Origin of the sequence: Pseudomonas sp. GD04158, assembly GCF_029834875.1 — a bacterium.
Lineage (GTDB): Bacteria > Pseudomonadota > Gammaproteobacteria > Pseudomonadales > Pseudomonadaceae > Aquipseudomonas > Aquipseudomonas hydrolytica.
Genome location: NZ_JAODYT010000008.1, coordinates 1 through 12,364, shown reverse-complemented (window position 1 = coordinate 12,364; position 12,364 = coordinate 1). Strand labels below are relative to the sequence as shown.

Annotated in this window: 10 protein-coding genes; 4 read left to right on the top strand and 6 right to left on the bottom strand. The window is 65.2% G+C overall.

Going from position 1 to position 12,364, the window contains the following annotated elements; all coding sequences use genetic code 11:
- Positions 1-4 precede the first annotated feature (4 nt).
- The 3 genes from xdhB to guaD all read left to right on the top strand — a co-directional run bounded on the left by xdhB (position 5) and on the right by guaD (position 4,938).
- Positions 5-2,401, top strand: coding sequence for a xanthine dehydrogenase molybdopterin binding subunit (gene xdhB / locus N7333_RS05175; RefSeq protein ID WP_279858564.1), 2,397 nt, complete (start codon positions 5-7; stop codon positions 2,399-2,401).
- A 281-nt stretch (positions 2,402-2,682) separates the two neighbouring features.
- Positions 2,683-3,513, top strand: a complete 831-nt coding sequence (xdhC, locus tag N7333_RS05170) for a xanthine dehydrogenase accessory protein XdhC (protein ID WP_129483370.1) — start codon at positions 2,683-2,685, stop codon at positions 3,511-3,513.
- A gap of 117 nt (positions 3,514-3,630) precedes the next feature.
- On the top strand, positions 3,631-4,938 hold the full coding sequence (gene guaD, locus N7333_RS05165; RefSeq protein ID WP_129483369.1) for a guanine deaminase: 1,308 nt from the start codon (positions 3,631-3,633) through the stop codon (positions 4,936-4,938).
- Between the two features lie 38 nt (positions 4,939-4,976).
- Here guaD and N7333_RS05160 read toward each other — a convergent pair whose 3' ends face one another.
- Together N7333_RS05160 and N7333_RS05155 are read right to left on the bottom strand one after the other, a co-directional pair.
- The gene (locus tag N7333_RS05160; RefSeq protein WP_003243776.1) at positions 4,977-5,459 is read right to left on the bottom strand and encodes a GAF domain-containing protein; all 483 of its coding nucleotides are present in this window, start codon (positions 5,457-5,459) and stop codon (positions 4,977-4,979) included.
- Positions 5,456-6,346 carry an ATP-binding protein gene (locus N7333_RS05155; protein ID WP_003243774.1) on the bottom strand — a complete coding sequence of 297 codons (891 nt, stop codon included), beginning with the start codon at positions 6,344-6,346 and terminating at the stop codon, positions 5,456-5,458. Before N7333_RS05155 ends, N7333_RS05160 begins: the two co-directional genes overlap by 4 nt.
- Before the next feature lie 108 nt (positions 6,347-6,454).
- Between N7333_RS05155 and N7333_RS05150 the strand changes: the two genes are divergently transcribed.
- Positions 6,455-8,776: a response regulator gene (locus N7333_RS05150; RefSeq protein WP_279858563.1), complete on the top strand. Its 2,322-nt coding sequence runs from the start codon at positions 6,455-6,457 to the stop codon at positions 8,774-8,776.
- Here N7333_RS05150 and N7333_RS05145 read toward each other — a convergent pair.
- The 4 genes from N7333_RS05145 to N7333_RS05130 all read right to left on the bottom strand — a co-directional run.
- Positions 8,766-9,224: a MarR family transcriptional regulator gene (locus tag N7333_RS05145; protein WP_279858562.1), complete on the bottom strand. Its 459-nt coding sequence runs from the start codon at positions 9,222-9,224 to the stop codon at positions 8,766-8,768. The genes N7333_RS05150 and N7333_RS05145 overlap by 11 nt on opposite strands.
- A complete protein-coding gene (locus N7333_RS05140; protein ID WP_279858561.1) occupies positions 9,221-9,706 on the bottom strand; it encodes a glutathione peroxidase in 486 nt (161 codons plus the stop codon). Before N7333_RS05140 ends, N7333_RS05145 begins: the two co-directional genes overlap by 4 nt.
- 308 nt (positions 9,707-10,014) lie before the next feature.
- A complete protein-coding gene (locus tag N7333_RS05135; protein WP_279858560.1) occupies positions 10,015-11,199 on the bottom strand; it encodes a porin in 1,185 nt (394 codons plus the stop codon).
- Between the two features lie 288 nt (positions 11,200-11,487).
- On the bottom strand, positions 11,488-12,364 hold an 877-nt coding region (locus N7333_RS05130; protein WP_347815285.1), incomplete at its 5' end, for an insulinase family protein.

The following is a 12,364-nucleotide window of genomic DNA, read 5'->3' as shown; positions in this document are numbered from 1 at the left end:
GAAGATGTCCAGTCATATCGAACACAAATCCCAGGAAGAGCTGGCCGCCCTGTTCCGCGCCGGCATGACCAGCGGCGTCGGCCGCAGCGTCAAGCACGAGAGCGCGGACAAGCATGTCACCGGCGAGGCGGTCTATGTCGACGACCGTCTGGAATTCCCCAACCAGTTGCACGTCTATGCGCGCCAGTCGGATCGCGCCCATGCGCGCATCCTGCGCATCGACACCCGCCCCTGCTACGAGTTTCCGGGCGTGGCCATCGCCATCACCAAGGACGATGTACCGGGCCAGCTGGATATCGGCCCGGTAGTTGCCGGCGACCCGCTGCTGGCCGACGGCAAGGTCGAGTACGTTGGCCAGGTGGTGCTGGCAGTGGCCGCCGACAGCCTGGAGACCGCACGCAAGGCGGCCATGGCCGCGATCGTCGAGTACGAGGACCTGGAGCCGGTGCTCGATGTGGTCGAGGCCTACCGCAAGAAGCATTTCGTGCTCGCCAGCCACACCCACCGCATCGGTGACTCGGCCAGCAAGCTGGCCAGCGCCCCGCGTCGCCTGCAGGGCAGCCTGCATATCGGCGGCCAGGAGCACTTCTACCTGGAAACCCAGATTTCCTCGGTGATGCCCACCGAAGACGGCGGCATGCTGGTCTACACCTCGACGCAGAACCCCACCGAGGTGCAGAAGCTGGTGGCCGAGGTGCTCGGCGTGCCGATGAACAAGGTCGTCATCGACATGCGCCGCATGGGCGGTGGTTTCGGCGGCAAGGAAACCCAGGCCGCCGGCCCAGCGTGCCTGTGCGCGGTGATCGCCCACCTCACCGGCCGGCCGACCAAGATGCGTCTGCCGCGCATGGAAGACATGAGCATGACCGGCAAGCGTCACCCCTTCTATGTCGAGTACGACGTCGGCTTCGATAACGACGGCCTGCTGCATGGCATCGAGATGGACCTGGCCGGCAACTGCGGCTACTCACCGGACCTGTCCGGCTCCATCGTCGACCGCGCCATGTTCCACTCCGACAATGCCTACTTCCTCGGCAACGCCACCATCAACGGTCATCGCTGCAAGACCAACACCGCCACGAACACCGCCTACCGCGGCTTCGGCGGCCCGCAGGGCATGGTCGCCATCGAGGAAGTGATGGACGCCGTCGCACGCAGCCTGGGCAAGGACCCGCTGGAAGTGCGCAAGCTCAACTACTACGGCAAGACCGAGCGCAACGTCACCCACTACCACCAGACCGTCGAGCACAACGTCATCCACGAGATGACCGCCGAGCTGGAGCAGAGCTGCGAGTACGCCAAGCGCCGTGAAGAAATCCGCGCCTTCAATGCCAAGAGTCCTGTGTTGAAGAAAGGCCTGGCCATGACCCCGGTGAAATTCGGCATCAGCTTCACCGCCACCTTCCTCAACCAGGCCGGCGCGCTGATCCATATCTACACCGACGGCTCGATCCACCTGAACCACGGCGGCACCGAGATGGGCCAGGGCCTCAACACCAAGGTCGCCCAGGTCGTCGCCGAAGTGTTCCAAGTCGATATCGAGCGCATCCAGATCACCGCCACCAACACCGACAAGGTGCCCAACACCTCGCCGACCGCCGCATCCAGCGGCGCCGACCTCAACGGCATGGCGGCGAAGAACGCAGCCGAAACCATCAAGCAGCGCCTGGTGGACTTCCTGGTGCGCGAGTACAAGGTCACCCCGGAAGATGTGGAATTCCGCAACGGCCAGGTGCGCGTGCGCGACCACTTCCTGTCCTTCGAGGAGATGATCCAGAAGGCCTACTTCGGTCAGGTCTCGCTGTCTTCCACCGGCTTCTACCGTACGCCGAAGATCTACTACGACCGCGACAAGGCGGCCGGCCGCCCCTTCTATTACTACGCCTACGGCGTGGCTTGCGTGGAAGTGCTGGTGGACACCCTGACCGGCGAATACCGCATGCTGCGTGGCGACATCCTGCATGACGTCGGCGATTCGCTGAACCCGGCCATCGACATCGGCCAGGTTGAAGGCGCCTTCGTCCAGGGCATGGGCTGGCTGACCACCGAGGAGCTGGTGTGGAACGCCAAGGGCAAGCTGATGACCAACGGCCCGGCCAGCTACAAGATCCCGGCCATCGCCGACATGCCCATCGACCTGCGCGTGAAGCTGGTGGAGAACCGCAAGAACCCGGAAGACACCGTGTTCCACTCCAAGGCCGTGGGCGAGCCGCCCTTCATGCTCGGCATCGCCGCCTGGTGCGCCTTGAAGGACGCCGTGGCCAGCCTGGCCGACTACAAGGTGCAACCGCAGATCGACGCCCCGGCCACGCCTGAGCGCGTGCTCTGGGGTGTGGAACAGATGCGCAAGCTGAAGACGACGGCCAAGGCTGCCAGCGCTGCCGAGGTTGAACCGGCGTAACACGATCGGCTCCCTCTCCCATTCATGGGAGAGGGTTGGGGAGAGGGAGGCTCGGACGACTCGATCGAACAGGCCACCCTCTCCCCCGCCCCTCTCCCGCAAGCGGGAGAGGGGTGAACAGCCATGTAGTTCGAATTAAACAGGTGTACAACAATGACAAAACACACCGAACCGAATAACCGCCCCGCTCGCCCGGCGCCGGAGCCGATTCTCGATCCGTCGCCGAGCAACTGGCGCCTGCCGCGCCCGGGACAGACCACGCCTTCCTGGAGGCTGAGCAAATGAGCTGGATCAGTGCCCTCGCCGAGCTGCAGCAAAAAGGTGAAGCCTGCGTGCTGGTGACCATCATCGAAGAACGCGGCTCGACGCCGCGCAATGCCGGCTCGAAGATGGTGGTCACCGCCGAGCGCATCTTCGAGACCATCGGCGGCGGCCATCTGGAATACAAGGCCATGGAAATGGCCCGCGAGATGCTCGCCAGCCGCAGCCAGGACACTCGCCTGGAGCGCTTCTCCCTCGGCGCCAGCCTGGGCCAGTGCTGCGGCGGCACCACCGTGCTGCTGTTCGAGCCCATGGGCCAGCCCCAGGCGCAGATCGCCGTGTTCGGCGCCGGCCATGTCGGTCGCGCGCTGGTACCGCTGCTCGCCAGCCTGCCGTGCAAGGTGCGCTGGATCGACTCGCGGGAAAACGAATTTCCCGAGCACATCCCCGCCGGCGTGGAGAAGATCGTGGGTGACGAGGTGGTCGACGAGGTGGAGAACATGCCGCCCGGCAGCTACTACATCGTCATGACCCACAACCACCAGCTCGACCTGGAGCTGACCGCGGCGATCCTCAAACGCGGCGACTTCGCCTACTACGGCCTGATCGGCTCGAAGACCAAGCGCGTCAAATTCGAGCACCGCCTGCGCGAACGCGGCTTCGCGGACACCCTGATGGCGCGCATGCGCTGCCCCATGGGCCTGCCCGAAGTGAAAGGCAAGCTGCCGGTGGAGATTGCCGTGTCCATCGCCGGCGAGGTGATCGCCACCTATAACGCCAGCTTCGGCCAGGACGCGAAGAAGGGTGAGTCCAGCGTCGCCAAGCTGTTGCCCGCCTCGCGCCGGTCCTGACTCTGCCTAATTCGCAGTGCGCCCAGTAGGGTGCGCCGCGCGCACCAATAACACCGCATTGCCAGTGGTGCGCACAGCACACCCTACGCACTGCCCCGCTCAATCGAGACGTAACAGATGACCATCAATACCAAAGCCTACCGCGCCGCCATCCTGCACAGCCTCGCCGACCCCGCCGTGGTCGGTGTCGAGCAGTCCTATGAATATTTCGAGGACGGCATCCTGCTGATCGAAAACGGCAAGGTCGCCCAGGTTGGCCCCGCCGCCGAGCTGTTGCCGAAGCTGGCCGGCGTCGAGGTTCAACACTACCGCGACGCGCTGATTACCCCCGGTTTCATCGACACCCACATCCACTACCCGCAGACCGGCATGATCGCCTCCTACGGCGAGCAACTGCTGGACTGGCTCAACACCTACACCTTCCCCACCGAGCGGCAGTTCGAAGACAAGGCCCATGCCAGCGACGTGGCGGCGATCTTCCTCAAGGAACTGCTGCGCAACGGCACCACCACCGCCCTGGTGTTCGGCACCGTGCATCCGCAGTCGGTGGACGCCTTCTTCGAGCAGGCCGACAAGCTCAACCTACGCATGATCGCCGGCAAGGTGCTGATGGATCGCAACGCCCCGGACTACCTGACCGACACAGCCGAGTCCGGCTACGCCGAGAGCAAGGCACTGATCGAGCGTTGGCACGGCAAGGGCCGCCTGCACTATGCGGTCACCCCGCGCTTCGCCCCCACCAGCACGCCAGAGCAGCTGGAGCTGGCCGGCAAGCTGCTGGGCGAGTACCCGGATCTGTACATGCACACCCACCTGTCCGAGAACCGCAAGGAAATCGAATGGGTCAAGGAACTGTTTCCCGAGCGCAAGGGCTACCTGGACGTCTATGACCACCACAAGCTGATCGGCCCGCGCGCGGTGTTCGCCCATGGCGTGCACCTGTGCGACGACGAGTGCACGCGCCTCGCCGAAACCGGCTCGGCCGTGGCCTTCTGCCCGACCTCCAACCTGTTCCTCGGCAGCGGCCTGTTCGACCTGAACAAGCTGGAAGCCCATGGCGTGCGCGTCGGGCTGGGTACCGATGTCGGCGCCGGCACCAGCTTCAGCCAGCTGCAGTCGCTGAACGAGGCGTACAAGATCATGCAGCTGCAGGGCAAGAAACTCGACCCGTTCAAGTCGCTGTACCTGGCCACCCTGGGCGGTGCCAATGCACTGTATCTGGACGACAAGCTGGGCAACTTCCTGCCCGGCAAGGACGCCGACTTCCTGGTGCTGGACTACAACGCCACACCGCTGATGAGCTACCGCATGCAGCAGGCCAGAAGCCTGGAGGAACGCCTGTTCGCCCTGACCATGCTCGGCGATGACCGCGCAGTGAAGGAAACCTTCGCCACTGGCGTGTCGGTGCACCAACGCGAAGCCTGAACACCGGGTCTACAACGCAGCCACCTCAAGCCGGCGCCTCAGCAGTCGCTGGCCGCCAGGAAGATCGCCGCCAGCGCTTCGATACCCGCCTGATCCACCTCGGTGAAACGCCCGACCGACGGGCTGTCCAGGTCCAGCACCCCGATCAGGCGCCCTTCCTTGACCAGCGGCACCACCAGTTCGCTGTTCGAAGCGCTGTCACAGGCGATATGGCCGGCGAACGCATGCACATCCTCCACGCGCTGCGTCTGCAGGCTGGCCGCTGCCGCGCCGCAAACGCCACGCCCGAAGGCAATGCGTACACAGGCCACCTTGCCCTGAAACGGCCCGAGTACCAGTTCGCCGTCCTTCACCAGATAGAAACCGGCCCAGTTCAGATCCGCCAGCTCATGAAAGAGAAAAGCGGAGAACTGCGCGGCGTTGGCGATGAAGTCGCGCTCGCCCGCCAGCAGCGCCTCCAGTTGCGCAGCCAGCAGCGGATAGCCATCCATCCCGGCGCCAGTCTGGGAAAGGTCGATCATGGTTGTTGCTCCAACAGTTGCAGCCCGACCCAGTGGCGGGCGAATTGATAAGCGCAGCGGCCGTTGCGATTGCCCCGAGCCAGCGCCCAGCGAATGGCGGCCTTTTCCAGCGCCTCGTCCCAGGCCCAGTCCAGGCCCACCTGGCGCGCCTGCACGCCGACCCAGTGACGCACCACGATCAGGTAGTGGTCCTGGCTGAAGGGGTAGAACGACAGCCACAGACCGAAACGGTCCGACAGCGCGATCTTGTCTTCCACCGCCTCGCTGGGATGCAGCTCGCCGTCGACCATCTTCCAGTTCTCGTTGTCACTCTGACGCTCGGGCACCAGGTGACGACGATTGGACGTGGCATACAGCAGCACATTGTCCGGCGCCTGCTCCAGCGAACCGTCAAGCACGGTCTTGAGCACGCGATAGTCGCCCTCGCCGGCTTCGAACGACAGGTCGTCGCAGAACAGCACGAAGCGCTGCGTCAGCCCGGCCAGCAAGGCAACCACGCGCGGCAGGTCGGCCAGATGATCACGCTCGATTTCGATCAGGCGCAGCCCGGCCGCGGCATGCTCGGCCAGCAGCGCCCGTACCAGCGACGACTTGCCGGTGCCGCGCGCGCCCCACAGCAGGGCGTGATTGGCCGGCAGGCCTTTGACGAACTGGCGGGTGTTGCGCGCCAGCTGCTCGCGCTGGGCGTCGACACCGAGCAGGTCGCTCAAGGACAGGTCCAGGCTGACGTCCAACGGCTGCAGAAAGCCGCTGCGCCCATCGCGCACCCAGCGGGCCGCCACGCACTGCTGCCAGTCCAATTCGGGGCGCAGAGCCGGCAACAAGGGCTCGAGACGCTCCAGCACCTGCTCGGCGCGGATTAGAAAACTCTGCAATCGGGAATCCACGATCCACTACTCCTTTTGCGCAGAACCGCACGTTGCGGAGTCTGCGATATAGCGCCGCTATCGGCTATGCTTGGCAGGCGCTCAGGATCAGAGACCATAACCGCCTTGATGGATATTTCGCTCACCCACCGCCTGTCATTCAAACAGGCCGGCCTTACCGTGCTGGTGGCGTTTATCCTCGGCACGCTGCTCAGCGTCACTCAAGTGGCCGTGGATTATGCCAGCGAAGAGGCCTCCATCAACCGCGAGATTCGCGCGCTGCTGGAAATCAGCCACAACCCGGCCGCCCGTATCGCCTACAACATCGACGCCGAACTGGCCCAGGAGCTGGTGCTCGGCCTGCTGCGCTCGCCTGCCGTCACCCGCGCCGAACTGATCGACAACAGCGGCCTGGTGCTGGCCAGTGTCAGCCGCCCGCGTCGCGAAAGCCGCTATCGGGTGTTCAGCGACAGCCTGTTCGGCGCCCAGCGACAGTTCTCCGATCCACTCTACGTCGCCCATGCCCCCAACGAGGCGCTTGGCGTGCTGCATCTGGAGGTGGACACCTACGCCTTCGGCAGCCACTTTCTGCGGCGCTCGCTACTGACCCTGCTGACCGGCTTCGCCCGCAGCCTGCTGCTCTCGCTGATTCTTCTGGTGCTGTTCTACTTCATGCTGACCAAGCCCCTGGTCGGCGTGATCCGCGCGCTGAGCGAACGCAACCCGCAGGACCCGCAGCACCGCCCGGTGCCCTGCCCCAAGGGCCATGAGCGCGACGAGATCGGCACGCTGGTGGAGGTCACCAATCGCCAGCTGTCGAGCATCGCCAAGGAGATCGAGCAGCGCCGCCATGCGGAAGACCGCCTGACCCAGTACCTGGCCGAGCTGGAAAACATCGTCTCGGCACGTACCGCCGAACTCAAGGCCACCAACGCCCGCCTCAGCCGCTCCAATGCCGAGCTGGAGGTGGCGCGCACCACGGCGCTGAACATGGCCCAGGCCCGCTCGGCCTTCCTGGCCAACATGAGTCACGAGATTCGCACCCCGCTCAATGGCCTGCTGGGCATGCTCGCCCTGGCCCTGGATGGCCCGCTCAGCGCCGAGCAACGGCAGCAGCTGGGCATCGCCCACGACTCCGGCAAGGTGCTGGTGGAGCTGCTCAACGACATTCTCGACCTTTCCAAGTTCGAGGCCGGGCAGCTGGAGCTGGAACAGATTCCCTTCGACCTCGGCGTGCTGGCCGAGGAAACTGCCAGCCTGCTGTCGCAGAACGCCGCCGGCGCGGTGGAGCTGACCTGCCTGATCGATCCGCAGCTGCCGGCACAGGTCGTCGGTGACCCGACCCGTGTGCGCCAGATCGTCAGCAACCTGCTGTCCAACGCCTTGAAATTCACCCGTTTCGGCCGCGTCGATCTGCAGGTGGTGTGCACTGCCGAAGGCGTCGGCATCCGCGTCCGCGACACCGGCATCGGCATCGCCGCAGATGCCCAGGCACGCATCTTCCAGCCGTTCGCCCAGGCCGAGGTCGGCATCACGCGCGAATACGGCGGTACCGGCCTCGGCCTGGCGCTGACCCGCCGCCTCTGCGAAGCCATGCACGGCAGCCTCAGCCTGCAATCGAAAGAAGGTTTCGGCAGCGAGTTCTATGCGCAGCTGCCGCTACCTGCCCATGGCGGGCCCGCCCCGCAACCGCGCCTGCAAGGTCGTATCGTCGCCCTGACCCCCGCCAGCAGCGGCCTGCAGCAGATGCTCAGCCAATGGCTGCCGACCTGGGGCCTGGACTACCAGCGCCTGGACACCGATGCCAGCCTGCTGGGCATCGAGGCCGACCTGCTGATCAGCGATTGCCCCGAATGCCTGCTCGGCATACGCCCTGCGGTGGACACGCCCATCCTCCTGGTCACGGCCTACGGCAACTTCCTGCCCAACGATCAAGCCCTGCGTCTCGCCCCGCTGCAGCAGATCGCCCGGCCGCTGGCCCGCAGCGGGCTGCTGCAGGTGTTGCGGCACACCTTTCACAGCGATACCGCGGACGCCCAGAGCCAGACTCAGGCACAGCCTCAGCGCGAGCGCTCGGCTCGCGTGCTGCTGGTGGAGGACAATCCGGTCAACCAGATGGTGGCCAAGGGCATGCTGGCCAAGCTGGGCTGCCAGGTGCTGGTCGCCGGCCATGGCGGCGAAGCGCTGGAAGCACTCGAACGGGAGCCCGTCGATCTGGTGCTGATGGATTGCAACATGCCGGTTATGGATGGCTACGAGGCCAGCCGCCGCATTCGCGCCAACGGTCGCTGGCCGGAGCTGCCCATCGTGGCGCTGACCGCCAACGCCCTGTCTGACGAACGCGAGCGCTGCCGCGCCGCCGGCATGAACGACTACCTGGCCAAACCCTTCCGCCGCGAGGAACTGGCCGCCATGCTCGACAGCTGGCTGCCCGTGGAAGTCACGCGCTGAACCGGGCCAGCAGACGATCCAGGCTGCGGCGCAGGCCATCCATTTCCAGCAGGTCATCATCGCCCAGCTGACACAGCAGCTGCGCCTTGAGCGGCGCGACCTGCGCCCGCAACGCCCTGCCTGCCTCGCTCAGGGTCAGATGCACCTCACGCTCATCCGCCTCGGCGCGGCGACGCAGCACCAGCCCCATCTGCTCCAGGCGCTTGAGCAAGGGCGTGAGGGTGCCCGAATCCAGCTGCAGGCGTTGCCCGAGCGCCTTGAGCGTCGGCTGCTCGGGGGCCTGCTCCTGCCACTCCCACAGCACCAGCATCGCCAGGTACTGCGGGTAGGTCAGACCGAGAGCATCGAGCATCGGCTTGTAGGCGCGTATGACCGCGCGCGAGGCGGCGTAAAGCTTGAAGCACAGCTGGTTGTCCAGCTGCAGCCCGGCGGTATCGAAAGCGGTCATTTGAGCAGGGCTTCGATCTCGCTGGAGAGCTCTTCGGGCTTGGTGGTCGGGGCGAAGCGCTTGACCACCTGGCCATCCTTGCCGATCAGAAACTTGGTGAAGTTCCATTTGATGCCCTGGCTGCCGAGCAGGCCGGGGGCGCGCTTCTTCAGCTGCACGAACAGCGGGTGAGCGGCGGCACCGTTGACGTCGACCTTCTTGAACAGCGGGAAGCTGACGCCGAAGTTCAGCTCGCAGAACTCGGAGATCGCGCCCTCGTCACCCGGCTCCTGCTTGCCGAACTGGTTGCAGGGAAAGCCGAGCACTACCAGGCCCTGGTCCTTGTACTGCTGCCAGACGCTTTCCAGGCCCTTGTACTGCGGAGTGAAACCGCACTTGCTGGCGGTGTTGACCACCAGCACGGCCTTGCCGCCGAAGTCGGCCAGGGTTTTCTGCTCGCCCTTGATGGTGGTGACCGGGATATCGAAAAGTGCGTTGCTCATGAGGAATCGTCCTGAGTGGGCTGGAAGCTGGGAGCAAAATAGCGAGCAATTAAATTGCATGCAATTTAATTTCAGCAATATAAGGCGCGTGGATTACCCCTCATCCAAACCCAAAGAGACCGACAGCCAACAGGAACCTATGGAGGCTCCGCCCTGTATCTGAGGGGCACAGGATCAAGTCACCAGACGATGGGCCTTGCGAGTCATTCGTCGTTCCGGGGGCACGCCGCCAAGCCAGAGCCATGTGCCCATGTTCCGAAAAAAGACCGGGCAGAGGTCGCCCCCTGCCCGGCCTTGTGCAACGGTGCTTACCAGCTGAGCACGGCACCCACGGCGAAGGTGTCGGTGTCCTCGTTCAGACCGCTGCCTGCGGCGGCATCGATCTGGTACTGGTTGTACTCGGCCACCAGCTTGAGGTTGTCGTTGATGGTGCGGAAGTAGGCAATGCCGCGGGTCTCGTAGTCCGCTGCCACGCCCAGGCCGTTGCCGTCGTCCTCGGTCTTGCCGTAGGACAGCGCCACGCGGTTCTTGCCCCAGGTGTAGGAACCCTGCAACAGGTAGCCGTCGCTGTCGATGTCACGCAGGGTCGGCTCGCCCAGGTTGTTGGTGAAGAACGGGTTGATGCCCTTGGCCTGGAAGCCCGAACCGGTCAGCGACAGGCCGCCGAACTTGGCCTGCACGCCATAGCCAAGGCCCTTGGAGGTGACCTTGTCGACGGTGTCGTCGGTGTTTTCGGAGGTCTGGTAAGCGCCGTTGACCCAGGTGTAGATGGTCGAGCCGCCCACATCGAACTGGTAGCTGACTTCCGATTCGAAACGCGGGTTTTCCTGATAGGCCTTGCCGGTCGGGCTGTCGTCGTTGGTGTCGACCGGGTCCATGATGCCCACCGCCACACGCAGGCCTTCGGCCAGGTTGTTGTTGCGGTAGGTGATCTGCGAGGTCGGGAACGGATACGGGTAGCCGGTGCCGATATTGCCGAAGGACACGCCGTTGCCATCCACCAGGCCAAGGGTGTCGGAGACGTTGCCGTACCCGGCAAGCAGCTCGTCGAGGAAGATGTTGGAGCGCGAGAACAGACCGAAGTCCTTGCCCACCAGCACCTCGCCCCATTCCGGGCTGGAGACGGTGCCGTAGAACTGACGCACGTCGATGGCGGTGTCGGTGCCGTTGGCTTCGCTGTCGTTGATGGTCACCCAGAACGAGGAGCGGCCGCCCAGTTTGAGATCGTCGATCTGCTTGCCGAAGTTGAAGCCGATCCAGTTGGGCAGAAAGCCCATCTTCACCCGCGACTGACGACGGTCGAACTGCTCGCCCTCGCGATCGACGTCACTGTTGACGTAGAAGGCGTTGATATAGCCGTCGGTGGAAAAGGTGGTGTCGTCCTTGTCGTACAGGACGATTTCGGCGGCGGCCTGCTGGGAGCCGACCAGCGCTACGGCCGCAGCCAGGGCAAGGGGCAGAAACCGGGGGTTGGCGATCTTCTTGTTGTGCATAACGCTCTCCGCTTGAGTGGTCGACCGCCAGGGCAGTCGGGTCGGAGGCGATTATCGAAAGGCGCCAGGGCAGGCCATACGCTGCCTTGGCAGCGTTTGCCTGCTGCTTTGGCGCGCCCTGCCCGGCTTGCCCCGGGCGACCCGCGACCGGGCTGCTACCGGTAGCGGGCGAAAGGTCGTAGTACCGACACAATCCTTGGGCGTAGAAGCGCACGGCGCATCCATCCCGTTGGGTGCGCTGCGCGCCCCACAGGCCGCCGAGGAATCGAGGGAGAAGAAAAATCGCGCCTAGGCGTGTGGCCCAGGCCTGCTGGCCAGCACCCGCCAGCTGCCGCTTTGCAACAACTGCGCATAGGCCGCCTGCAGCTCATCCTGCGTCAGCTCAGCCAATGCCTGGCGCACCCGTTGCGGGCGCTCTTCATTCAGTCCAGCCAGCTGTAATTGCCACAGTTGCTCGGCACGCGCCACATTGCCCTTGGGCGTTCGCAGAGCCTGCGCCAGTTCCTCGCGGCAGCGCTCGAACTCCGCATCCGGCAGCTCGGCGATCCGCTGGCGCTGCTGGTCGAGAAAGCTGCGGATATGCGCGAAGATGCCGGCCGCATCGCACATCGGCGACTGCAGGGCGAACAGCAGCACGCGCTCGCCCTGCACCTGGCGGTAGCCGGCAAACAGCGCATAGCCCAGTTGCAGCTCGCCGCGCAGACGGCGATAGAAAGCCCCCTGCAGCAGTTGCCCGAGCAGGCGCCAGGCCGCCTCGCAGCGCGGCTCGTCATCCGCCAGCGGGCATAGCAGCACCAGCGCCGCATCACCACCCGGCTGCGCCACCTCACGCCACAGCAGCTCGTGGTTTGACGCCGCCTGCGGCTGCCCGGCGGCCAAGGGTTCGACCGCGGCGAACAGCGCCTCCAACTGCGCCCGCTCGCTCTCACCCAGGCCGACGCTGAGCCCTTGCAGGCCCAAGCCGCTCCGGGCACCGCCCAGCTCCGGCAGGCGCTGCAGCAACTGGCGCAGCAGCAGGCCTTCCGGCACCGACTCGGCCACCTCGGTCAGCGGCGCCAGCAACAGCGGCAACAGCCGCGCGCTACAGGCCGGCAACAGGGCCGCAGCGCCGTGCAGCGCCAGGCTCCAGGCGCCCGGCTCGACGCCCAGCTGCAAGGCGACGCCC